Annotated in this window: 21 protein-coding genes; 16 read left to right on the top strand and 5 right to left on the bottom strand. The window is 73.0% G+C overall.

Features of this window, described 5'->3' with window-relative positions; translation table 11 throughout:
* Positions 1–25: 25 nt before the first annotated feature.
* On the top strand, positions 26–814 hold the full coding sequence (locus tag ACZDYF_RS07400; protein WP_475055105.1) for a lysoplasmalogenase: 789 nt from the start codon (positions 26–28) through the stop codon (positions 812–814).
* Positions 815–911: 97 nt separating this feature from the next.
* On the opposite strand, the gene ACZDYF_RS07395 is transcribed toward ACZDYF_RS07400, so the two are convergent.
* On the bottom strand, positions 912–3395 hold the full coding sequence (locus ACZDYF_RS07395) for a DNA gyrase/topoisomerase IV subunit A (RefSeq protein WP_475055104.1): 2484 nt from the start codon (positions 3393–3395) through the stop codon (positions 912–914).
* Between the two features lie 193 nt (positions 3396–3588).
* Between ACZDYF_RS07395 and ACZDYF_RS07390 the strand changes: the two genes are divergently transcribed.
* From ACZDYF_RS07390 to ACZDYF_RS07375, 4 genes are all read left to right on the top strand, one after another.
* Complete coding sequence (locus ACZDYF_RS07390; protein ID WP_475055102.1) at positions 3589–6594, top strand: bifunctional acetate--CoA ligase family protein/GNAT family N-acetyltransferase; 3006 nt, start codon at positions 3589–3591, stop codon at positions 6592–6594.
* A gap of 61 nt (positions 6595–6655) precedes the next feature.
* Positions 6656–7255, top strand: a complete 600-nt coding sequence (locus ACZDYF_RS07385) for a DUF5998 family protein (protein WP_191792040.1) — start codon at positions 6656–6658, stop codon at positions 7253–7255.
* Positions 7252–8424: an alkaline phosphatase family protein gene (locus ACZDYF_RS07380; RefSeq protein ID WP_475055100.1), complete on the top strand. Its 1173-nt coding sequence runs from the start codon at positions 7252–7254 to the stop codon at positions 8422–8424. The genes ACZDYF_RS07385 and ACZDYF_RS07380 overlap by 4 nt, the downstream gene beginning before the upstream one ends.
* Before the next feature lie 83 nt (positions 8425–8507).
* On the top strand, positions 8508–9173 hold the full coding sequence (locus ACZDYF_RS07375) for a thymidine kinase (RefSeq protein WP_191792042.1): 666 nt from the start codon (positions 8508–8510) through the stop codon (positions 9171–9173).
* A 49-nt stretch (positions 9174–9222) separates the two neighbouring features.
* On the opposite strand, the gene sepH is transcribed toward ACZDYF_RS07375, so the two are convergent.
* Positions 9223–10500 carry a septation protein SepH gene (gene sepH / locus ACZDYF_RS07370; RefSeq protein WP_475055098.1) on the bottom strand — a complete coding sequence of 426 codons (1278 nt, stop codon included), beginning with the start codon at positions 10498–10500 and terminating at the stop codon, positions 9223–9225.
* Between the two features lie 133 nt (positions 10501–10633).
* On the opposite strand from sepH, the gene ACZDYF_RS07365 reads away from it, so the two are divergent.
* The 3 genes from ACZDYF_RS07365 to ACZDYF_RS07355 all read left to right on the top strand — a co-directional run bounded on the left by ACZDYF_RS07365 (position 10634) and on the right by ACZDYF_RS07355 (position 12684).
* Positions 10634–11284 carry a trimeric intracellular cation channel family protein gene (locus ACZDYF_RS07365; protein WP_307824109.1) on the top strand — a complete coding sequence of 217 codons (651 nt, stop codon included), beginning with the start codon at positions 10634–10636 and terminating at the stop codon, positions 11282–11284.
* A gap of 3 nt (positions 11285–11287) precedes the next feature.
* Entirely contained in the window at positions 11288–12145 is an 858-nt protein-coding gene (locus tag ACZDYF_RS07360) for an inositol monophosphatase family protein (RefSeq protein ID WP_475055096.1), read from the top strand.
* A gap of 239 nt (positions 12146–12384) precedes the next feature.
* Positions 12385–12684 (top strand): DUF4193 domain-containing protein, encoded by a 300-nt coding sequence (locus tag ACZDYF_RS07355; protein WP_030152516.1) that lies wholly within the window; start codon positions 12385–12387, stop codon positions 12682–12684.
* An 83-nt stretch (positions 12685–12767) separates the two neighbouring features.
* Here ACZDYF_RS07355 and ACZDYF_RS07350 read toward each other — a convergent pair whose 3' ends face one another.
* On the bottom strand, positions 12768–13286 hold the full coding sequence (locus tag ACZDYF_RS07350; protein ID WP_475055094.1) for a DUF3093 domain-containing protein: 519 nt from the start codon (positions 13284–13286) through the stop codon (positions 12768–12770).
* 120 nt (positions 13287–13406) lie between these two features.
* On the opposite strand from ACZDYF_RS07350, the gene dut reads away from it, so the two are divergent.
* From dut to ACZDYF_RS07330, 4 genes are all read left to right on the top strand, one after another.
* Positions 13407–13910: a dUTP diphosphatase gene (dut, locus tag ACZDYF_RS07345; RefSeq protein WP_475055496.1), complete on the top strand. Its 504-nt coding sequence runs from the start codon at positions 13407–13409 to the stop codon at positions 13908–13910.
* 150 nt (positions 13911–14060) lie between these two features.
* Positions 14061–14816 (top strand): DUF3710 domain-containing protein, encoded by a 756-nt coding sequence (locus tag ACZDYF_RS07340; RefSeq protein WP_475055092.1) that lies wholly within the window; start codon positions 14061–14063, stop codon positions 14814–14816.
* A gap of 2 nt (positions 14817–14818) precedes the next feature.
* Positions 14819–15187 carry an OB-fold nucleic acid binding domain-containing protein gene (locus ACZDYF_RS07335; protein ID WP_138824289.1) on the top strand — a complete coding sequence of 123 codons (369 nt, stop codon included), beginning with the start codon at positions 14819–14821 and terminating at the stop codon, positions 15185–15187.
* Positions 15188–15221: 34 nt separating this feature from the next.
* Positions 15222–16133, top strand: coding sequence for a DUF3159 domain-containing protein (locus tag ACZDYF_RS07330; protein ID WP_475055089.1), 912 nt, complete (start codon positions 15222–15224; stop codon positions 16131–16133).
* 60 nt (positions 16134–16193) lie between these two features.
* Here ACZDYF_RS07330 and ACZDYF_RS07325 read toward each other — a convergent pair whose 3' ends face one another.
* Together ACZDYF_RS07325 and ACZDYF_RS07320 are read right to left on the bottom strand one after the other, a co-directional pair.
* The gene (locus ACZDYF_RS07325; protein WP_191792048.1) at positions 16194–16907 is read right to left on the bottom strand and encodes a potassium channel family protein; all 714 of its coding nucleotides are present in this window, start codon (positions 16905–16907) and stop codon (positions 16194–16196) included.
* Complete coding sequence (locus ACZDYF_RS07320) at positions 16907–17560, bottom strand: potassium channel family protein (protein ID WP_191792101.1); 654 nt, start codon at positions 17558–17560, stop codon at positions 16907–16909. Before ACZDYF_RS07320 ends, ACZDYF_RS07325 begins: the two co-directional genes overlap by 1 nt.
* 263 nt (positions 17561–17823) lie before the next feature.
* On the opposite strand from ACZDYF_RS07320, the gene ACZDYF_RS07315 reads away from it, so the two are divergent.
* From ACZDYF_RS07315 to ACZDYF_RS07300, 4 genes are all read left to right on the top strand, one after another.
* Positions 17824–19836: an APC family permease gene (locus ACZDYF_RS07315; protein WP_191792049.1), complete on the top strand. Its 2013-nt coding sequence runs from the start codon at positions 17824–17826 to the stop codon at positions 19834–19836.
* Positions 19837–19959: 123 nt separating this feature from the next.
* Complete coding sequence (locus ACZDYF_RS07310; protein ID WP_475055085.1) at positions 19960–21237, top strand: class I SAM-dependent RNA methyltransferase; 1278 nt, start codon at positions 19960–19962, stop codon at positions 21235–21237.
* A 145-nt stretch (positions 21238–21382) separates the two neighbouring features.
* Complete coding sequence (locus ACZDYF_RS07305; RefSeq protein ID WP_191792051.1) at positions 21383–22516, top strand: glycosyltransferase; 1134 nt, start codon at positions 21383–21385, stop codon at positions 22514–22516.
* 72 nt (positions 22517–22588) lie between these two features.
* Entirely contained in the window at positions 22589–23605 is a 1017-nt protein-coding gene (locus tag ACZDYF_RS07300; protein ID WP_191792052.1) for a magnesium and cobalt transport protein CorA, read from the top strand.
* The last annotated feature ends 2 nt before the right edge of the window (positions 23606–23607 follow it).

Here is a 23607-nt window from a genome sequence, read left to right as displayed (position 1 = left end):
GCCCCTCGCCTCGAAAGGGAACACCGTGGTTGCCTCGATCTCGCGCGTCTCGCACGCCCCCGTCCCGTCCACCCTCCTGAGGCGGCGCCCCGCGGCGCTCGCGGCCGGGGCGTTCCTGCTGCTCTCGGCGGTGCACCTCGGGGCGCACCTGGCCGGGGCCGAGCGGCTCGCCGAGGTCACGCAGTGGTTCGTCATGCCGCTGCTCGCGCTGGTCGTGTGGGCGGCGACGGCCGGTGGCCGACGGTCCCGCCTCGTGCGCTGGACGATCGTCGCGCTGGGCTTCTCGTGGCTCGGCGACAGCGCGCCGGACCTGTCGAGCGGGGACGTCTCCTTCCTGACCATGGTCGGGTTCTTCCTGCTCGCCCAGCTCGCGTACGCGGTCGCGTTCTGGCCGCGCCGCGGGGCGAGCCTGCTGCGCCGTCCGCTCCTGCTCGTGCCCTACGGGATCGCGCTCGGGGCCCTGGTCGCGGTGTGCGCCCCGCACGCGGGCGCGCTGCTCGTCCCGGTCATGGTCTACGGCGTGTGCCTGACCGTGATGGCGGTGCTGTCGACCGGCGTGGACCGGGTCGCGGGCGTCGGGGGCGCGATCTTCCTCGTCTCGGACGCGCTCATCGCGCTCGGGGCCTTCGTGCCGGGCTTCGAGGTCCCGGGGCCGTTCTCGTCCGGGTTCTGGGTCATGCTCACCTACCTCGCGGGGCAGGCGCTGCTCGTCGTCGGGATCCTGCGCCGGGACGCACAGGACGGGTCCGCAGCGGGCGTCTCCGGCGGGTCGTCGTCCGTCGCCGGCGGGGCGTCGGGCGCGCGGTCGGCCTGAGCGGGCGGTTGCGCAGAGCCCGCAGGAACGCGAACGACCGTGGGGTCGACCGGAGGACCCGGTCGACCCCACGGTCGTCCACCCAGGGACGGGAGGCTCAGCCGACGCCGATCGCCGTGATCGGCACGTCGAGCGGCGCGCCCGAGCCGTCGCGGCGCTGGTCGACGGGTGGCAGCTCGACGGGCTGACCGGCGGAACCGACGGCCCGGCCGGGGCCGCGCCCGACCCACGCGAGGATGAGCGTGTCCTCGCCCTTGAGGAACCGCTGGGCACGCACGCCGCCCGTCGCGCGCCCCTTGCCGGGGTAGAGCTCGTACGGCGTGACCTTGCCCGAGCCGGCCTGCGTGCCCGGTAGCGCGTCGGAGGCCCCGGCGACGGTCACGACCGTCATGAGGTCGCGGCTCGCGGCGTCGATCACGCCGAAGAACGTGACCTGCTGGCCCGGGGCCAGCTTGATGCCCGCCATGCCGGCTGCGCTGCGTCCCTGAGGGCGCACGGCCGACGCGTCGAAGTGCAGCAGGCTCGCGTCGGAGCTCACGAACACGAGCTCGTCCGCGTCCGTCACGGGGGCCGCGCCGACCACGGCGTCGCCCTCCTTGAGGGAGATGACCTCCCAGGAGTCCCGGTTGGTCGGCATGTCGCCCGCGATGACGCGCTTGACGACGCCGCCCGCGGTGCCGAGCGCGAGCGTGGGCGCGTCGGGGTCGAGGGAGACGATCGTGAGCGGCTTCTCGCCGGCCTCGAGGCTCACGATCTCGCTCAGGGGCACGCCGCCGGACAGGCTCGGGGCGCCGTCGGTCGGGGGGAGGGCGGGCAGGTCGAGCACCGAGAGCCGTACGACGCGGCCCTTGCTCGTCACGAGCCCCACGTCGCTGCGCACGCTGGCCAGCACGGCGCAGTTCAGGGCGTCGTGCGAGTGGCGGCGCCCGCCCGTGCCCGGCTCCGTCGCGTCGCCCGTGCGTGCCAGGAGCCCCGTCGCGGACATCAGCGCCCAGCACGGGGTGTCCTCGACCTCGAGCGGGACGGCCGAGATGGTCCCCAGGACGCCCTGCGCGGACGTGGGGGACGCTCCCGCGGACTCGAGCAGGATGGTGCGTCGCGGGGTCCCGTAGACCTTCGCGACCTCCTTCATCTCGGCCGAGACGACCGCGCGGAGCTTGGCGTCGTCGCCCAGGATCTCTTCGAGCTGGGCGATCTCCAGGCGCAGCGCCTCCTGCTCCTTCTCGAGCTCGAGGCGCGAGAACTTGGTCAGGCGCCGCAGCCGCAGCTCGAGGATGTACTCGGCCTGCGGGTCGGACAGGTCGAAGACCTCGCGCAGGCGGGTGCGCGCCGTCTCGGCGTCGTCGCTCGACCGGATCACCTGGATGACCTCGTCGATGTCGACGATCGCGAGCAGCAGACCCTCGACCAGGTGCAGGCGTTCCTTGCGCTTGGCGAGGCGGTAGGAGCTGCGACGACGGACGACGTCGATGCGGTGGTCGACCCAGACCTGGAGGAGCTCGCGCAGACCGAGCGTGCGGGGCTGGCCGTCGACGAGCGCGACGTTGTTGATGCCGAACGAGTCCTCGAGCGGCGTGACCTTGTACAGCTGCTCGAGCACGGCCTCGGGGTTGAAGCCCGTCTTGATCTCGACGACGAGGCGCAGCCCGTGCGCGCGGTCGGTCAGGTCGGTCGCGTTGGTGATGCCGACGAGCTTCTTCGACTTCACGCCCTCGGCGATCTTCTCGATGACCTTCTCCGGCCCGACGAGGTAGGGGAGCTCGGTGAAGACGATGCCCTTGCGCTTGGCCGTGATGTTCTCGATGCGTGCGGTGGCCCGGGTGCGGAACGAGCCGCGGCCCGTGCGGTAGGCGTCGCGGATGCCGTCGAGGCCCACGATCTTGCCGCCGCCCGGCAGGTCCGGCCCGGGGATGAAGCGCATGAGCGCCTCGAGGTCTGCGGTGGGGTGCTTGATGAGGTGCTGCGCCGCAGCCACGACCTCGACCAGGTTGTGCGGCGCCATGTTGGTCGCCATGCCGACCGCGATGCCCGCTGCGCCGTTGACGAGCAGGTTGGGGATCGCGGAGGGCAGGACCTCGGGCTGGGTCAGCTTGTTGTCGTAGTTCGGGATGAAGTCGACGACGTCCTCGTCGAGCCCGACCGTCATGGCCATGGCGGCGCTCGCGAGCCGCGCCTCGGTGTAGCGCGGCGCGGCCGGCCCGTCGTCGAGCGACCCGAAGTTGCCGTGCCCGTCGACGAGCGGCAGGCGCAGCGAGAACGGCTGGGCCAGGCGCACCAGGGCGTCGTAGATCGCGGTGTCGCCGTGGGGGTGGAGCTTGCCCATGACCTCGCCGACGACGCGCGCGGACTTCACGTGCCCGCGGTCCGGGCGCAGGCCCATGTCGGACATCTGGAACAGGATGCGGCGCTGGACGGGCTTGAGCCCGTCGCGCGCGTCCGGCAGGGCGCGGGCGTAGATGACCGAGTACGCGTACTCGAGGAAGGACCCCTCCATCTCCGTCGTGACGTCGATGTCGATGATCTTCTCGTGGACCTCGCTCGGGTCGAGCGGGGCTTTCGAGGCGGACGGTCTGCGCGCCATGGGTCGTCGGGCTCCTGCGGGTCGATGGGTCGGGTGCTTCGGTGCGGTCGGCAGTGCGGTCGGCGGGCCGGACGGCCGGGCACGAGTGCTCGTCGGCGAACGGTAGCGCGGCCCACCGACATCCGGGCCCTCATTCTCCCGCGCGCCGGGCGCGCCGCTGACCAGGGTCGCTCCGACCAGTAGCCTAGGGCGGGTGAACGGACACGACGTCCCGGCCCACCCTGACCCGGCGCCGCACCCGGACCAGTATCCGGTCGAGTGGGAGGCCGACGTCGTGCTGCGCGACGGTACGACGACGCACGTCCGCCCCATCCGGCCCTCCGACGCCCCGGCGCTCCAGCGCTTCCACATGGGCCAGAGCGAGCGCTCGACCTACCTGCGCTTCTTCGCGAACATCGAGCGGCTCTCGGACCGGGACCTCGAACGCTTCACGGTCGTCGACCACTCCGAGCGCGTGGCGCTGGTGGCCGTCAAGCGTGTCGGCCAGGACCTGCGCGAGGACATCATCGGCGTCGCGCGCTTCGACAAGGTCACCCCCCACGAGGCCGAGGTCGCCTTCAACATCGCCGACGCCGAGCAGGGCCGCGGGCTGGGGTCGGTGCTCCTGGAGCACCTGGCTGCCGCGGCCCGCGAGCGAGGGGTGCGCAGGTTCACCGCCGAGGTGCTGCCGCAGAACGGCAAGATGCTCGCGGTCTTCCAGGAGGCCGGCTATGTCGTGAGCCAGCACGTCGACGACGGGATCGTGGCGGTGAGCGTCGACCTCGACCCGACGGACCGCTCGCGCGAGGTCATGGCGGACCGCGAGCACCGTGCCGAGGCCCGGTCCATGCACGGCCTGCTCACGGCCCGCCGGGTCCTGCTCGTGGGTCCCGGCCCGACGGCGCCGCCCGGCACCGCGGACCGGCTCCTGGCCGAGCGCGTGCTCGCGAACGCGCTCCGCGACCCGGGCGACGGGACGTTCGAGGTGGTCGGCATCGCCGCGCCCCGCGGCCCCGAGCCCCCACTCCTGCCCGGTGGCGAGCACCGCGAGGAGCGTCACGGCGGAGGGGACCCGAGCCCGGTCGACGACGGCCGGGACGACCAGCACGGTCATGGCTCCGCGCACGGGCACCTGCACGACGCCGCCGTGGCCGCCGAGCTCGTCGAGGAGCTGGTCGAGGAGCTCGACCACGAGGCCGCCGCGCCCTCGGTTCGCTTCAGGGACCGCATCGCGGACGTCACCGGGCCCGTCGACCTCGCGCTCCTGGCGCTGCCTCCCCGCGAGGCGATCGCCGCGACGGCCGAGCTCGAACGCCTCGGGGTGCGCGCCGTCGTCGTGCTCTCCGCGGGGTTCGCCGAGACCGGTCCCGACGGGCTCGCGCTCCAGCGCGACCTCCTGCGCACCGCGCACACCGCGGGCATGCGCGTGGTCGGCCCTGCGACGTACGGGCTCCTGACGACCCACGCCGGGCACCGGCTCAACGCGAGCCTCGCGGAGGAGGTGCCCCCCGCGGGCAGCATCGGGATCTTCTGCCAGTCCGCGCCCACGGCCGTGACGCTGCTGGCGACGGCCTTGCGCCGCGGCATCGGCATCTCGTCGTTCGTGTCCGCCGGGCACCGCGCCGACGTCTCGGGCAACGACCTCATGCAGTTCTGGCAGGACGACCCCGAGACCTCGGTCGTGTGCCTGTACCTCGAGTCGATCGGGAACCCCCGCAAGTTCTCGCGCATCGCGCGCCGCCTGGCCTCGGTCAAGCCCGTCGTGGTCGTGACCGCCGGACGCTCGGGGCAGGTCGTGCCGCCCGGGCACGCCGTGCGTTCCACCCGTGCCCCGCGGCGCACCCTCGACGAGATGCTGCGCCAGTCCGGCGTGATCCACGCCGAGAACACCCACCACCTCGTCGACATCGCCCAGCTCCTCGCGAACCAGCCGCTGCCGACCGGGCGGCGCATCGGGATCCTCGCGTCCTCGGCAGCGCTGACGGCGCTCGTCGCCGAGGCCGTGGTCTCGGCCGGGCTCGTGGTCTCCGACCGCTCGACCTTCCTGCCCGAGGACGCCGACGACGAGCAGATCGAGTGCGCGGTCGCTGCGCTCTACGCCCCCGACGCGTGCGACGTCGTCGTCGCGGTGCACGTCCCCACCGTCCGACCCCGCGTCGGCACGGTCTCGCGGGCCGTCGCCCGGGCCGCCGCGGCGAGCGGGCGCACCACGGTCGCGAGCGTCCTGGGGCTGCACGGGCTGGCGACCGAGCTCAGCGCGCAGAACCCGGCCGACCCCGACGGGCCACGCCTGCACGTGCCCGCCTACTCGACCCCGGAGGACGCGGTCGCGGCGGTCGGCGCGGTCGTGGGGTACGCGCGCTGGCGCGACGCCGACCACGGCACGGTCGAACGCCCGGCGGGGGTCGACTCGGACCGTGCGCGGGCGATCGTGGAGGGCGCGCTCGCGGGGGACTCCGTGGTCGACCTCGACGCGGACACGGCGTCCGCGCTCCTCGCGGCCTACGGCATCGAGCTGTGGCCCTCGCGCCGTGTCCGGACGGCCGACGAGGCCGTGGCGGCGGCGCACGAGATCGGCTGGCCGGTCGCCCTCAAGAGCACCGCCGAGTCGCTCCGCCACCGTGCGGACCTCGGGGGAGTGCGCCTCGACATCGGTGACGAGGACGAGCTGCGCGACGACGTCGGGCAGATGCGGGCCTCGCTCGCGGCCGTGCTGCCCGCGGGGAACCCCGGGCGGACCGCACCGGGGGAGGACCGCGACCCGGACGCCGATCCCGCGGCCGACCGGCCGACGGGCCCCGCGCCGTTCGAGGTCCAGCGCATGGCCGGCGCGGGTGTGGCGTGCGTCCTGCGCTCGACCGAGGACCAGCTCTTCGGGCCGGTCGTCTCGTTCGGTCTCGCGGGCGACGCGGTCGACCTCCTGGGCGACGTGAGCTACGGGGTACCCCCGCTCACCGACGTGGACGTCGCCACGATGGTGCGCTCGATCCGCGCTGCGCCGCGCCTGTTCGGCTACATGGGGGCGCCCGTGGCGGACACCGCGGCGATCGAGGACCTGCTCGCGCGCATGTCGCTCATGGCGGACGAGCTGCCCGAGCTGCGCAGCGTCGAGCTGTACCCGGTCGTGGTCGCCGAGCACGGCGCCGCGGTCCTCAGCGCGCGTGTCCAGGTGGCCGGCGCGCAGCGCGCCGACGCCCTGCGGCGTGCGCTCCCGGGCTGAGCCGTCCACAGGTGCGCGGGCGGGCTGGCCCCGCCGCGCCGCACGGTGGGAGAATGCGCGGGTGCCATCTGCTGAATCCCCCTCCCGGACCGACCTGACCTCCCAGCTGCGCCGCGCGGGCTACTACCCGGAGCTCGTGCAGGACGTGCTCGACGTCGCGATCGCCGGTGAGGACCTCGTGTCCCACCTCGTCTACGTCGAGACGACGTTCGACGTCGAGGTCCGTCGCCACCTCACGGTCCTGGTCCTCACGCCGACCCGCCTGATCACCGCGCACGTCGACGACCACCCCGCGGACAGCGAGAACCCGTCCGCGTCGGCCGCGGCGACCACCGAGTCGGTGCCGATCACCGAGCTGCGCTCGGTCTCGCTCTCGCACGTGGTCGTGGACCCGGAGAAGCACCGCAGCGGCACGCCGCCCATCGAGGTGACCCTCGCGATCGGCTGGGGGGCCGTGTCTCGGGTGGACCTGGAGCCGGCCCAGTGCCCGGACCCGGGATGCGAGGCGGACCACGGTCTGACGGGGCAGATCACGCCCGACGACATCGTGGTGCGCGTGAGCGCCGAGGCAGAGGGCCGTGACGCGGTGCGCAACGCCCTCGCGTTCGCCAGGGCACTGTCGGCCGCGACGGCCCACGGCGTGGGCCGGGCGAGCCGGTGACGGTCCTGCCCGAGGTCCTCCCGGACGGGCTGCTCGCGCCGCGCTACGACGGGCTCGCCCTGAGCTCGGTGCTGCCCGGCGCCGCCGGTGCCCTCGGCGTGGACCTCACGACCTCGACCGGCACGCGTTCCCTCCAGGCCCGCGCGGACCTCGGCCTGCCCGCCGCCGACCGCGTGTGCGTCGTGCTGGTCGACGGCCTGGGCCACGAGAACCTCACCGAGCGCGCCGGCCACGCGCCGTTCCTGCGGTCGCTGCTGGGCTCCTCCCGAGTCCTCACGTCGAGCTTCCCCAGCACGACGGCCGCGGCGATCGGCACGTTCGGGACGGGAACCTCTCCCGGTCGCACCGGGATGCTGGGCTACACCCAGCGTGACTCGGTCTCCGGCCGCCTCGCGAACATGGTCTCGTGGGAGGGCGCCGCGGACCCGCGGACCCTGCAGCAGGAGCCGCCCGTGCTCGAGCGCCTCGCCGAGTCCGGGCTCGAGGTCTCGTCGGTGGGCCCCGCCCGGTTCGCGGGCTCGGGCATGACCGTGGCCGCGCTGCGCGGCGCACGCTATCTCGCGGCCGAGTCCATCGCGGACCGCGTCGACACCGTGGCGTTCGAGCTCACGGCCCCCGGGATCGTCTACCTCTACTGGGGCGACGTCGACAAGGCCGGTCACCACCACGGCTGGCGCTCGCGGCAGTGGGGCGACGCGCTGTCGGACCTCGACCGCGAGCTCGGACGCCTCGCCCGGTCCCTGCCGCACTGCACCCTGCTGATCGTGACGGCCGACCACGGCATGGTCGACGTCGACCGCTCGAAGCGCTGGGACGTCGCGAAGACCCCGGAGCTGGGGCGCGGCGTCGAGCTCGTGGGCGGCGAGCCCCGTGCGGTGCACGTCTACGCCCGCGCGGACCAGGCCGCCGCGGTCGCGGCGCGCTGGTCGTCGGTCCTGGGCGACCAGGCGATCGTGGCGCTGCGCGAGGACGCGATCGCCGCGGGCTGGTTCGGGCCCGTCGCGGACCACGTGCTCCCCGCGATCGGGGACGTGGTCGTCGCGATGCGTGGCCGTGCCACGGTCGTCGACTCGCGCACCCAGACGGCGGCGTCCCTCCAGCTCGTCGGCGTCCACGGGTCGCTGACCCGCACCGAGATGCAGGTCCCCCTGCTCGCCACGACCACCTGACCGGGACTCCCGTCCCGCCCGGCCCGCGCCCCGCGCCCGGGCGCCCTCCGGGGACCTTCCCCGTACACGAAAGGCCCACGACCGTGGCAGAGCTGGTCTTCTTCTCCGGCACGATGGACTGCGGAAAGTCCACCCTCGCCCTGCAGCTCGACCACAACCACTCGGCGCGGGGCCGCACGGGGCTCAAGTTCTCCCGCAACGACCGTGCGGGGACGGACCGGCTCTCCTCGCGCCTCGGCCTCGAGGTCGCCGCGCACGAGGTCCGAGACGACACCGACTTCTGGTCGTTCGTGGTCGACGCGCGTCGGCACGGCGAGACCGTGGACTACCTGATCTGCGACGAGGCGCAGTTCTACTCGACGACCCAGGTCGAGCAGCTCGCTCGCCTGGTCGACGAGGTCGAGATCGACGTCTTCGCGTTCGGCATCACGGCGGACTTCCGCTCGCACCTGTTCCCGGGCTCGGCGCGGCTCATCGAGCTGGCCGACCGGGTCGAGGTGCTCCAGGTCCAGGCGCTGTGCTGGTGCGGCGCCCGTGCGACGCACAACGCGCGCACGGTCGACGGCTGGATGGTCGTCGAGGGGGCGCAGGTCGTGGTGGGCGACACCGACAGCGCGAGCGAGGTCGCGTACGAGGTCCTGTGCCGACGGCACCACATGCGGCGCATGACCTCCGCGTCGGCGCGGCTGCGCTCGACGAGCGGGGACGGTCTGGCGCTCGACCTGTCGGACGACCCGGCGGCGGGCTGAGGGCGACCGCGGCGACGCGGGCGGGCGGTGGCCCGCCCGCGGTCGCTCGTCAGTGCTCGGGCTTGGCCCCGAAGACGATCTCGTCCCAGCTGGGCACGCTCGCGCGGGGCTTGCGCCCGCTGCGCCGCGGCTCGGCCGGGGGAGTCGCGGGTCGGCTGCGTTCTTCGGCGTCGTCGCGGTGGGCGCGCGCGGTGCCGACCGGTGCGTGCTCGTCGGACCCGACGTCGGTCGACCGGTCGTCCCTGGAGAGGTGCTCGTGGCGGCCCGACCCCGCGGGGTGGGCGTCGCGCGCGGCCTGGTCGGGAGGCTCCTCGGCCGGGTCCTGGCTCTCGTCCTGGCCCGCGTCACGGCGGGCCGACCGGGACGGGTGAGCGCCGTCGTCGGGCCGGTGGTGCGCTCCCTGGCGCCCGACCTGACCCAGGGTGATGACCTTGGCTCCCGCGGACTCCTCGTCGCCGCGCGCGTCGTCGCGGCGCGAGGACCGGTCACCCAGGTCGAACGTCTGCGGCGGGCCGAAGCCCTCGAAGAGCGCCGGGTCGTCGTCGCGGTGCTGACGCACCCCGCGTCGTTGGCTCAGGTCGTCGAGGATCGAGGTCGTGTCCTCGTGCAGCGGCAGGGGTTCGACGACCGGGACGTCCGCAAGGCCCTCGGACCGTTCGGTGTCCGGACCTCGCTCGGGCGACGCCGCCGACGGGGCCTGCCCGCCGCCGCGCGCCGCGTGATCGAAGATCGCGCCCCGCACGCCCCGCACGGGTTCCTCCTCGGGCATGGCCCCGGAGAGCCAGCGGGCCTCGTCCTCGAGCGCGTGCAGAGAGCGGGACGAGGGGTCGTAGGACCAGCGGGCGCTGCGGGCGCGGTCCCCGATGAGGAACAGGGCCGTGACGGTCCACGCCGCGCCGTGGGGGCGGGCCGCGGACCACTCGACGTCCTCGGGCTCGACGCCGCGGGCCGTCAGCCGCTCCGTGACGAGCTCGCCCAGGGTGGGGGAGGACTCGTCGTGCCCGAGGCGGTTCTTGCGCACCTGCTCGACGACGAACTCCTGCTCGGCGAGCACGGGCCCCTCGAAGCGGCGCACCTGCTCGATCGGGATGCCCGCCTTCTCGGCGACCTCCCGGGCGCTGTGCCCAGCGCGCAGCTGGGACTGGATCTCGCGCACGGGAAGGACGCCGGGGGCCTGGGCGCGCAGCTGTTCGAGCTGGGTGCGGTCGCGGCGCACCGCGGCGCGCAGCGCGTCGTCGATGGGCAGCGTGAACCGCGCACCGTCGGCCCCGGTGAGGACGAGGGTCTCCCCGTCCTCGTGCAACCTCACCAGCTCGAGCTCGTTCATGAATCCTCCAACGCCGTGCAGACCGGCTCGTCGCCGGTGGGCCTGCACTCCCGAGAGTGCCATCCCGGATCGCCGTCGCGGCGCAGGCGGCTCGGTGTGCCGCGTTCCGGGGTCTGCTGGGATGATTCTCCCCGTGATCGAGTTCCCGATGGACGACGTCCTCGAGCTGGGCGCTGTGTTCTGCGCCGCACTGTCCGGCGGTCTGTCCGCGATCCGCAAGTCCTTCGACATCTTCGGGGTGCTCGTGCTGGCCTGGGCGACAGGCCTGGGCGGCGGGATCCTGCGCGACGTGCTGATCGGCGCGACGCCCCCCGTGGGGATCTCGAGCTGGCGTCTGGTGGTGGCGGCGCTGGCCGCGGGCGTGGTCATCTACTTCTTCCACCCGCGCCTGGAACGCATGCGGCGCGGCATCGTCGTGCTCGACGCGGGGGCGCTCGCGCTGTTCGTGATCGTCGGGACGACCAAGGGTCTCGACTACGGGGTGGGCCTCATGGCCGCGGTGATCGTCGGCACCCTGACGGGGATCGGGGGCGGGATCCTGCGCGACCTGCTCACGAGCGAGGCGCCGCTCATCCTCCAGGACCGCCAGCTCTACGCCGTGCCCGCGATCGTGGGGGCGCTCATCACGGCGGTCCTGTGGCGCGAGGGCTGGCTCACGGGGTGGACCCAGCTCGCGACGATCGCGCTCATCTTCGGCTTCCGGCTGGTCTCGCTGCGGCTCGGCTGGACCGTCCCCGGCCCGTGGTCGGGTCGTCGGGGCGGAGCGGGGTCGGGCAGGATGTGAGGCGTGACCTTCTTCATCGATGACCCCCGCCTGCCCGACGACGTCACGATCGCGGGTCTGCGAGCCCTCGCCGAGAGCCTGGCCAGGGAGGCCGGGGCACTCGTGCGCGACGGCCGGCCCGAGCACGTCGAGGTGGCCGCGACCAAGTCGAGCGCGGTCGACGTCGTGACGGCCATGGACGCCGAGTCCGAGGCCCTGCTGCGGCGCATCATCGCCCGCGAGCGGCCCGACGACGCGATCCTCGGCGAGGAGGAGGGGGCGTCGGCGGGCACGTCCGGGCTGACCTGGGTCATCGACCCGATCGACGGCACGGTGAACTACCTGTACTCGGTCGCCTCGTACGCGATCTCTGTCGCCGTGGTGGCCGGTCCGCCCGACCCGGCCGAGTGGACCGTGCTCGCGGGCGCCGTGCACTCGATCGTCGACGGCCGGACCTGGACGGCCGGGCTCGGCGCCGGCGCGACCCTCGACGGCGAGCCCGTCGTCGTCAACCCCGCGGGCCCGCTCGCGACCTCCCTCGTCGGGACGGGCTTCGGGTACGACGCCGACCGGCGGCGCCACCAGGCGCGGGTGCTGGTGGACGTGCTGCCGCAGGTGCGGGACATCCGTCGGCTCGGCTCGGCCGCGATCGACCTGTGCCTCGTCGCGACCGGCAGCCTGGACCTGTACTACGAGCGCGGCCTCAACCCCTGGGACCTCGCGGCGGGAGCGCTCGTCGCGCAGGAGGCGGGCGCCACGGTGACGGGGCTGCGCGGGCGGGCGGCCGGGGTCGAGATGACGGTCGCCGGTGCGCCGCAGGCCGTGTCAGACCTGGTCGTGGTCCTGGAGGCGGCTGGTGCCGATTCCGACGGCGCCCCGTGAGGGAACCCGTCGGGCCTGGTGAGGGGTGACGAGGACCACTCGCGTCGGGGATGCGCCGGGGCGGTAAATGGTGCAGAATCCGTTCGCCCCCGGGAACAATTCCTGGTGGCTGAGCATTACACCGCGTACACCAGTCAGGACGTCCAGCAACACGTCCTACGGAGTGCCTGTTCGACGGCCTTCGCCGGACCGAACGACCCCCATGTTCGACCACGACGTTCCGGAGTGTGACCCCACAGATGGCAACTGACTACGACGCCCCCCGCAAGAGCGAAGAGGATCTCAGCGAGGACTCGATCCAAGAGCTGCAGGCTCGTCGCTCTGACAAGAGCTCGGGCGTTGTGGACGAAGACGAGACCGAAGCTGCGGAAGGGTTCGAGCTCCCGGGCGCGGACCTCTCCGGCGAAGAGCTCTCGGTCCGCGTGCTGCCTCGACAGGCTGACGAGTTCACCTGTTCGAGCTGCTTCCTCGTGCACCACCGCAGCCAGCTCGCGTACGAGAAGAACGGGCAGCAGATCTGCTCGGAGTGCGCGGCCTGACGGCCTGAGCCCCAACGACGGACGGCCGCCACCCCTCGAGGGGTGGCGGCCGTCCGCGCGTCCGGGGTCAGCGGGGGGCGGGCTCAGCGGGGGGACGGCCCGGCGTCGGACGCGCTGCCCGTCCCTGCGCCCGCCGCGGGGGCGCTCGCGGCCAGGGCCGCGGCGAGGTCGGCCGCGTGCCGGGTGGAGACGAGCCAGTACGGGGTCGGGTCGGCCGGGTCGACGAGCTCGACGCGCACACCGGTTCGTGCCCAGGCACGCAGGCAGACGTACGCACGGGCGTCGAGCGAGGGCCCGAGCTCGCGCGTCATGGCCGTGCGGTCGAGCGCCGTGACGGACCCCAGGAGCGACGTCGGGATCGTGGCCCGACCGGCGCGCAGGACAGGAAGGCCGTCGGGGCCGGGGGACACCGAGACCACGGGCGAGGTCCACCACGCGAGCACGAGGAGCACCACGAGGGCCACGACCGCCGTGCTGATCGACAGCACGTCGTCGACGGGCCACAGCGCCACACCGAGGATGACGGCGAAGGCGGCGGCGGCGGACCACCCGCCCGGACCGGGGAACAGGCGTTCGCTGTAGGCAGGGGCAGGCTGAGGCATGTGCCCATCATCCCAGGTCCTTCCGACGTGCTCGCCGTGCGTGGGGAGGGAGCGGGAGCACGGCCTGCTGTCCGGGTGTTCGCGGGTCCGCCCGCCGCGGACTAGGCTCTGCGGGTGCCCATCGACGAACCGGCGGCCCCGACCGCCCTCGCCCCCGTGCCCGCCCGACCGGGCGACGTCGAGGTGCTGGTCCAGCTCCTCGACGACGTGACCCCGGTCCCCGCCTACGCCCACCCGGGCGACGCCGGTGCGGACCTCGTGACGACCGTGGACGTGGAGATCGCGCCGCAGGGCCGGGCGACGGTCCCGACCGGGCTCGCGATCGCGCTGCCCGACGGGTATGCCGCGTTCGTCCACCCCCGCTCGGGCCTCGCAGCCAGGCACGGTCTGACGATCGTCAACGCGCCCGGCACCGTCGACGCGGGGTACCGCGGCGAGATCAAGGTGATCCTGCACAACACGGACCCACAGGTCCCCGTCGTGCTGCGCCGGGGGGACCGTATCGCCCAGCTCGTCGTCCAGAGGGTCGAGCACGCGCGCTTCCTGCAGGCCGAGCGGTTGCCGGGCTCGCACCGCGGCGAGGGCGGGTTCGGGTCGAGCGGCGGGTGGGTCGCGGCGCAGTGAGCCCCGCGATGCCGGGGTGTTCGCCCGTGGCCGAGGACGGTCACGCGGGCGGCGCACCGGTCTAGGGTGGTAGGAGCAGGGGTCGGTCTCGCCGTCCCGAACGAGCCGTGGTCGATGGTCGACGCGGCGAAGAGCTGAAGGAGAACGTCCGTGGGTTTGTTCCGGCGTAGTGCGTCGCAGAAGTCGAGCGACGAAGCGGTCGCCGCCGAGGGCTCCGGGACCGAGGAGACCGCAGAGGCGGTCGACACCCCGGGGACCCCGGCGCCTGTCGCGCCCGCGGCGGGCGCTCGCGGCCCGTTCGACTCCTCGCAGGTGAGCGAGCTCGGTGCTCGTGCGGACCTCGGGGCCATCTGGCTGCCGGGCGTCCCGGGCATGGAGCTGCGCATGGAGGTCGACAAGAAGACGCAGAAGATCACGGGGGCCGCCGTGGCGGTCAACGGTTCCGCGCTGCAGATCCAGGCGTTCGCGGCTCCCAAGACCATGGGCATCTGGGACGAGATCCGGGAGGAGATCGCCGAGTCCGTCCGTCAGCAGGGCGGGACGGTCGACGACATCCCCGGGACGTTCGGTCGCGAGCTGCTCGCGAAGCTCCCGGCGACGGGCCCGGACGGTCAGAAGGGCTTCCGTGCGGCCCGGTTCGTGGGCGTCGACGGTCCGCGCTGGTTCCTGCGGGGGGTCCTGACGGGCAAGGCCGCAGCGGACCCGGAGGCGGCCCGGCTGCTCGAGTCGGTCTTCGCGAACATCGTCGTCGTCCGTGACCAGAACGCCCGCCCCCCGCGCGACCTGCTCGCGATGCACCTGCCTGGCCAGGCACCGCGGCCTGCGGCAGCTCCGGAGGGGGCGGCTCCCTCGCTCCCCGCCTTCGACCCGCTCACGCGCGGGCCGGAGATCACCGAGAGGCGCTGACCATGACGCTGCGCCAGGCACTGCACTCCGTGCTGGCCTCCCAGGAGGAGATCGCCGCGGACGAGGAGCGTCACGACTCGGCCAGCCAGGTCGGGTGCTCGGCCGTCTCCGACCTTGCGAACCGCAAGCGCGCGACGGTCTCGGGCGTCATGCGCTCGGTCATCCTGCGCCCGCGCGAGGGCGTGCCGACGGTCGAGGCCGAGCTCTACGACGGGTCGGGCTCGCTCGACCTGGTGTGGCTGGGCCGCCGTCGTATCGCGGGCGTCGAGCCCGGTCGGCGTGTGCGCGTCGAGGGGCTGGTCTGCGAGATCGCGGGCCGTCGCACCATGTTCAACCCCCGCTACGAGCTGCGCCCCCGCGCAGGCGAGTGAGTCCGTGACCCTTCCTGCTGGCGAGAGAGACGACATGACGCACGAGCCCACGCGTGAGCGCGGCCCGGTGGACCCCGCCCAGGAGGTCGAGGAGGTCGCCGACGCGATCGACGACGTCGTCCCACCGGAGGAGGGGGCCGCCCGAGGCGTGCGCGCCCTGGCGGGGGAGTCGTTCTCGCTGGCCGAGACCATCGGCGGGGTGCGCGGGCTCGTGGAGTCCATGGCTCCGGGCCTCGTGTTCGTGGTCGTGTTCATCGTGACGGGCAACACCCTGCGTCCCGCGCTGATCGCGTCGGTCGCGGTCGCGCTCGTGGCCGTGGCGGCCCGCCTGGTCCAGCGCACGCCCGTCACGCAGGCGTTCGGGGGCTTCCTGGGCGTCGCGATCGGCGTGCTGTGGGCGTGGCGCTCGGGCGAGGCGCAGAACTACTACGCGGCGGGACTGCTCACGAACGCGGCCTACCTGGTGGCGATGGCCGTCTCGGTGCTGGTCCGGTGGCCCGTGGTGGGCCTGGTCGTCGAGGCGCTGCGCAGCGGGTGGACGGACGGGGACAAGGTCAAGGCCGCGGTCGCGGCGAGCGACGTGCCCGACGGCGCCACCGCCTCGGGAGCGTCCGTCGCCCCGGGGGAGGGCGCCGAGGGCAGGGTCGGCAGCGTCGAGGACGCCCAGGACGAGCCGGCTCCCGGCGCGTTCCGGGCGTGGGCCCAGCGCTGGCGCGGGGACGCGGCGCTCATGCGCCGCTACGCGCTGGCGACGTGGCTGTGGGTCGGGATGTTCGCCGTGCGCCTGGCCGTCCAGGTCCCCCTGTTCATGGCCGGGGAGGACGCGGTGGCCTGGCTCGGCACGGCCCGCCTCGTCATGGGGATCCCGTTGTGGGCGCTGACGCTCTGGTTGACGTGGCTGCTGGTCCGCCGCCCGCACGCGGACGCCGCCCCCGCGAGCGTCTGAAGCCGCTGACAGGGCCGCGCCCCTCCCCAGGTCCGAAGGCCCGAGCGGAGCCGCGCCGGCTCAGACGGGCAGGCCGGTCGTCTCGTCGATGATCCCGGTGCCCTCGTCGGGCGACGGGTTGATCAGGATCCGCAGGAGCTCGGCCTCGTCGACGTCGCGGCCCGTGACGATGAGCAGCTCGTCGCCGACCTCGAGCGTGTCGTCGATGCTCGGCGCGATGGGCTGGGTCCCGCGGACGATCGCCGCGAGCACGGTGTCCTGGGGCCAGGCCACCTGGCCGACGCGCGTGCCGATGAGCGGCGAGTCGGGCGGCAGCGTGAGCTCGAGGATGTCCGCGCCCGACTGGTGGAACGTGAAGATCCGGACCAGGTCGCCGACCGCGACGGCCTCCTCGACCATCGACGTCATGATGCGGGGCGTCGAGACTGCGACGTCGACGCCCCACGACTCGTCGAACATCCACTCGTTCTTGGGGTTGTTGACGCGTGCGACGGTTCGCGGGACCCCGAACTCGGTCTTCGCGAGGAGCGAGACGACGAGGTTGACCTTGTCGTCGCCCGTGGCCGCGACGATCACGTCGCACTCGTCGACCTTCGCCTCGGCGAGGGTCGAGAGCTCGCACGCGTCGGCGAGGAGCCAGTCGGCGTCGGCGACCTGCGCGACGCGCATCGCGGCAGGCTGCTTGTCGATGATCATGACCTCGTGGTCGTGGCTGAGCAGCTCGCGGGCGATCGAGCGCCCGACGGAACCGGCTCCGACGATGACGACGTGCATCAGTTCTCCTCGATCTTGGGGGCGTGCGTGAGGAGGCGCTCGACCGTGGGCGCGTCGGCAGCGCGCATGAGCACGTGCAGCACGTCGTTCTCCTGCAGGACGGTGCTGGGGGTCGCGAGGACGCCCTCGCCGAACCGGCCCAGGAACGCGACGCGCGCTCCGGTCGCGGACTCGATCGTCGCCACGGAGCGCCCGACCCACTCGGGGTGGAAGTCGGTCTGCGCGAGCCGGACCTGCCCCGAGGGGTCGCGGTACTCGTCGGTCGCGCCGAGAGGGAGCATCCTGCGCAGCACCTGGTCGGAGGTCCACCGGACCGTCGCGACGGTCGGGATGCCGAGGCGCTGGTAGATCTCGGCGCGGTGCGGGTCGTAGATGCGGGCCACGACGTTGTCGACGCCGTAGGTCTCGCGGACCACGCGGGCAGCGAGGATGTTGGAGTTGTCCCCGTCGGAGACCGCGGCGAACGCGTACGCGTCCTCGATCCCCGCCTGGACCAGGGTGTCCCGGTCGAAACCCAGCCCCGTCACCTTCTTGCCGGAGAACTCCGCGGACAGCCGTCGGAAGGCGTCGGGGTTCTGGTCGACCACGGCGACCGAGTGGCCGCGGTTCTCGAGAGACTGGGCGAGGGTGGCGCCGACACGGCCACATCCCATGATCACGAAGTGCACGGACGAAACGCTACCGCGCACGCGCGCCTTGCCGGTACAGGCCGGTAGACGTCGGCACCGGCCGGCACCGGCCGGCACCGGCCGGCACCGGCCGGCACCGGCTGGCACCGGCTGGCACCGGCCGGGCACACCGGCCGGCACGAGCGGGCGCGGCGGCGGGGCCGAGGATGGCGCGGCGGAGCCCTCGCGGAGATCCGTCGGGGCGGTGGAGGGGTCAACGGCACCTGGAGGGCCTAGCATGGGCCAACGTGTCGGATATCGCTGATGCCGCCAAACGCCTGTTGCTCGGACGTCCCGTCCGCAGCGACGACTTGGGGCACACCCTGCTGCCGAAGCGCATCGCGCTCCCGGTCTTCGCCTCGGACGCGCTCTCCTCGGTGGCGTACGCCCCCGACGAGATCCTCCTGACCCTGTCGATCGCGGGCCTCGCGGCCACGACGATCTCCCCGTGGGTGGGTCTCGCGGTCGTCGTGGTCCTGCTGACCGTGGTCGCGTCGTACCGCCAGAACGTGCACGCCTACCCGTCGGGCGGCGGTGACTACGAGGTCGCCACGGTCAACCTCGGCCCCACGGCCGGTGTCGGCGTGGCCTCGGCACTCATGGTCGACTACGTCCTCACGGTGGCCGTGTCGATCTCCTCGGGAGCCCAGTACGCGGCGGCAGCCATGCCGTTCCTGCGGGGTCATGAGGCGGCGTTCGCGATCACGCTCGTGGTGCTGCTGACCCTGGTGAACCTGCGAGGGGTCAAGGAGTCCGGGTCCTTCTTCGCGATCCCGGTCTACCTGTTCATGTTCGCCATCGGGATGACGGCCGTGGTCGGGTTCGTGCGGTACGCCACGGGGACCCTGCCCATGGCCGAGAGCGCGTCCTACCAGCTCGTCGCGGAGAGCCATTTCGACCAGGGGCTGACCGGGATCGCAGGGGCGTTCCTCGTCGCGCGAGCCTTCGCGTCGGGCTGTGCCGCGCTCACGGGTGTCGAGGCCATCAGCAACGGCGTGCCGGCGTTCAAGAAGCCCAAGTCCCGCAACGCGGCCACGACGCTCGCGCTGCTCGGGTCGATCTCGGCCTTCATGATCATGGCGATCCTCTTCCTCGCGCAGAAGACCGGCGTGCACTTCGCCGAGAACCCGGCCGAGCAGCTCACGATCGACGGCCAGCCCGTGCCCGCCGACTTCGTGCAGGACCCGGTGATCGGCCAGCTCGCGCAGGCGATCTTCCAGGGCTTCCCGCTCGCGTTCTACCTGGTTGCCGCGGTGACGGGGCTGATCCTCGTCTTCGCCGCGAACACGGCGTTCAACGGGTTCCCGGTGCTGGGTTCGATCCTGGCCAAGGACGGCTACCTCCCGCGTCAGCTCCACACGCGCGGCGACCGGCTCGCGTTCTCGAACGGGATCGTGACCCTCGCGGTCGCGGCGATCGCCCTGATCTGGGCTTTCGACGCGCAGGTCACGCGCCTGATCCAGCTCTACATCGTGGGCGTCTTCGTGTCCTTCACGCTCTCGCAGCTCGGCATGATCAAGCACTGGACACGCGAGCTGCGCACGACCCCGGACCCGCGCTTCCGCACCAAGATGAAGCGGTCCCGCGTCGTCAACGCGATCGGCTTCGGCATGACGGGCACGGTCCTGATCATCGTGCTGCTGACCAAGTTTACGCACGGTGCGTGGATCGCGATCCTCGCCATGGGCGTGGTGTTCGTGCTCATGCGGGCCATCCGCAAGCACTACGACTCGGTGAGCGAGGAGCTCACCCTGGGCGAGGACCCGGCCGCGGCACGTGCCCTGCCGAGCCGCGTCCACGCCCTCGTCCTGGTCTCCAAGCTGCACAAGCCGACCATGCGTGCGCTCGCCTACGCCCGTGCGTCGCGTCCCTCCGTGCTGGAGGCCGTGACGGTCGGCGTGGACCCCGAGGAGGTCGCCGAGTTCACCGCCGAGTGGGAGGCCCTGGACCTCCCGGTCCCGCTGCGCGTCCTCGACTCGCCGTACCGCGAGATCACGCGCCCGATCCTGTCCTACGTGCGCTCGATCCGTCGGGAGAGCCCGCGCGACCTCGTCGTGGTCTACATCCCCGAGTACGTCGTGGGGCACTGGTGGGAGCACCTGCTGCACAACCAGAGCGCGCTGCGGCTCAAGGGCCGGCTCCTGTTCACCCCGGGCGTCGTCGTGGCCTCGGTGCCGTGGCAGCTGTCGTCGACCAAGGGTCAGACGGGGCTCGAGAAGGAGAACTTCGCGGCCCAGCAGCGGATCAACCGCCGCTACTGAGCGCGCCACGGGCCGCCCGCGCGAGGGGGGTCGGTCTCCGGTTCGCCGAAACGTGTGCGGTCCCACGCCCCGTCGGCGAACGGTCCGGAGCCCGGAGCGGTTCGCGTCCGGGATACTAGGGGAGTGTCTGAAACCCTGAACCCCACGTCCACCGCCCCCGAGTCTCAACCTCTGGTCGAGCTCGAGGTCGGACCTGTCGCGCACGGCGGCCACTGCGTCGCGCGACTCGACGGGCGCGTCATCTTCGTCCGGCACGCGCTGCCCGGCGAGCGGGTGCTGGCCCGGATCACCGACGACGGGGAGGCTGCCAAGTTCTGGCGCGCCGACGCCGTCGAGATCCTCGAGGCCTCCGAGGACCGGGTCCCCGCAGCCTGGCCCGCGGCAGGTCCTGGCGGGGCAGGAGGCGGCGAGCTCTCGCACGTGTCCCTGCCCGCGCAGCGCCGGTGGAAGGCCGCCGTCCTGCAGGAGCAGCTCAAGCGCCTCGCCGGCCTTGACCTTCAGGTAGAGGTTGAGGGTGCCCCCGGGGACGACGAGCGGGGTGGCCTCGGCTATCGCACGCGCATCGACCTGGTCGCCGACGACCAGGGCCGTGCGGGCATGCGCGTGTTCCGCTCGCACGACGTCGTCGCGCTCGACGAGATGCCGCTCGCGACGCCCGAGGTCGCGGCCCTCGCCGAGGCCGAGGAGGTCTTCACGCGTCGCTGGCGTCCGGGGACGACCCTCGAGCTCGTGGCGCCGGCAGGGGGCGGCGACCCGATCCTGCTGGTCGACGGTGTCGTCTGGCACTCGGGCCACATCGATCGGCGACCCCACGCACGTCGGGCCGTGACCGAGACCGTCACGGTCGCCGGGACCGAGCACTCGTTCCGCGTGGCCGCCGACGGTTTCTGGCAGGTCCACCGCGAGGCACCCGCGCTGCTCGCGGAGGCCGTGCTGCGGGCCGCCGGACCGCTCGACGAGGCGACCGTGGTCGACCTGTACTCGGGCGCCGGACTCTTCACGCTGCCGCTCGCCGACGCCGTCGGCGAGACCGGGCGCGTCGTGGCGATCGAGGGCGACGAGCGGGCCGTCAAGGACGCCCGCCGCAACGCGTTCGAGAAGCCGCAGGTCGAGCTCCACCACGGCCCGGTGGAGAAGGTGCTCGCGGCCAAGGACCACGCCGCGCCGACGGCCGACGTCGTGGTCCTCGACCCGCCGCGCACGGGCGCCGGGCGCAAGGTCGTCGACGCGGTCGCCGCGCTCCAGGCCCCCCGAGTGGTCTACGTCGCGTGCGACCCCGCAGCCCTGGCCCGCGACATCGCCTACTTCGCGAAGCACGGGTACGCGGTCGAGTCGGTCACCGGGTACGACCTGTTCCCGCACACCCACCACGTCGAGGCGATCGCGGTCCTCTCGCGGTGAGCCGGGGGGCGTCCGGAGCCCCTGACCTGTACCTTCGTGCGGACGGCACCGGGACAGCCGGCGTTCGCCTGTCGCCCGTGCCCGTCTCGGGAGACGATGGGTGGACGTGCCGGGTCCCGCCGGCCTGATGAGCAGAAGAGGGCGCATGCAGGTCACCGTGGTGGTTCCGACGTTCAACGAGGGTCCGAACGTGGGCGAGCTCGTGCGCCGCCTCGGCGACGCGGTCGAAGGGCTCGACGCGGAGCTGCTGTTCGTCGACGACTCCCGGGACGACACCCCCGACGTGATCCAGCGGGTGGCCACGTCCTCGCGGCTGCCCGTGCGGCTGCTGCACCGGGACGACCCGGTCGGTGGGCTGAGCGGCGCGGTGGTCGAGGGGTTGCGGGCCGCGCGGGGCGAGTGGGTCGTGGTCATGGACGGGGACCTGCAGCACCCGCCAGAGATGGTCCCGGTGCTCCTGGAGACCGCTCGGGAGACCGGAGCCGACGTCGTGGTCGCCTCGCGCTACGTCGGGGGAGGTGACGCGGGCGGTCTCGACGGGCGCTGGCGTCACCTCGTGTCGACCGCGTCCTCGCTGCTGGCCCGCTCGATGTTCCCGGTGCGGCTGCGGAACGTGACCGACCCCATGACCGGGTTCTTCGCCGTCCGCACGGCGTCGATCGATCTCGCGGGGCTGCGCCCCCGAGGGTTCAAGATCCTGCTCGAGGTCCTCGCGCGCAACAAGGTGGCGGTGGTCGAGGAGCCGTTCGTCTTCGGGGAGAGGTTCGCCGGCGAGTCGAAGGCGACGTTCGCGAACGGGTTGCGGTACCTCCAGCAGCTCACGGCGCTGCGGTTCGGCCGGCTGTCGACGTTCGCGCTCGTGGGCGCGTTCGGCGCGGTCATGAACCTCGCGATCATGTGGGGTCTGGAGCAGTTCGGCGTGCACTACATGCCTGCCGCGGTGGTCTCGGCCGCGGTCACGATCGTGACCAACTTCCTGCTGCTCGAGCACTTCGTCTTCCACGACCTGCGCTCGGAGGGGCGCAGCGTGTGGCGGCGCGCCGCGCAGTCCTTCACGTTCAACGGCATCGAGGCCGCGGTGCGGCTGCCGTTCCTGCACTGGCTCGTCGTCCTGACGGGGATGCCACCCGTGCTCGCCCAGGCGCTGACCCTCGTCGTCGCGTTCCTCCTACGCTTCGTCTTCCACGCCCAGGTCGTCTACCGACCGCGCAAGGACACCCCCGAGCGCGTCACCCCGTTGACGGGTGAACCGTCGGGCACGACGCGCGACGACGAGTAGGACCCACGCCACCTGCCATGATGGTCGCCGCGCTCCGGACGGACGCGACCGACCGACCGGAAGGGTGCACGCATGGGGATCGTCGACAACGCGGTCTACGTCGACGGACGGCGCACGGCCAACCCGTCGAGCCTCGACGAGACCTTCGAGACGCTGCGCGAGCGGCGCGGGCTCGCGTGGATCGGCCTCTACCGGCCGAGCGAGGCCGAGATCCGTGCGGTCGCCGACGAGTTCTCGCTGCACCGTCTCGCCGTCGACGACGCGATCGCGGCCCACCAGCGGCCCAAGCTCGAACGCTACGACGACAACCTCTTCGTGGTCCTGCGTCCGGCCCGCTACCTGGACGCCGAGGAGCGCGTCGAGTTCGGCGAGCTGCACGTCTTCGTCGGGCCCGACTACGTCGTGACGGTCCGCCACGCCGAGTCCCCGGACGTCGGCGCGGTCCGCCGCCGCCTGGAGGCGACGCCCGAGCTCTTGCGCCTCGGTCCGGAGGCCATCCTCTACGCGGTGCTCGACCAGGTCGTCGACGAGTACGCCCCTGTGGTCGCCGGGCTGCAGAACGACATCGACGAGATCGAGGACCAGCTGTTCAGCGGGGACCCCGCCGTCTCACGACGGATCTACGAGCTCTCGCGCGAGGTCATCGCCTTCCAGCGCGCCACCCACCCGGTCGTCGGCATCCTCCAGGCGCTCGAGCGCGGCTCCGAGAAGTACGGCGTCGACATCGAGCTCCAGCGGAACCTGCGCGACGTGCTCGACCACTCGTTGCGTCTCGCGGAGCAGGCCGACTCGTTCCGGGTGCTCCTGCAGAACGCCCTCATGGTGCAGGCCACGCTCGTCGCGCAGCACCAGAACGAGGAGATGCGCAGGCTCTCCGAGACGAGCCTCGCGCAGGGCGAGGAGGTCAAGAAGATCTCGTCCTGGGCGGCGATCCTGTTCGCCCCCACGCTCGTCGGCACGATCTACGGCATGAACTTCGCCCGGATGCCCGAGCTGGACTGGGTCTACGGGTACCCGCTCGCGATCCTCGCGATGGTCGCGATGGGGTTCACCCTCTACGCGATCTTCAAGCACCACCGGTGGTTGTGACG

It is taken from the genome of Oerskovia sp. PE-21s (genome assembly GCF_056158145.1).
The sequence above is the reverse complement of the archived record's forward strand: the minus strand, read 5'-3'. Positions and strand labels throughout refer to the sequence as shown.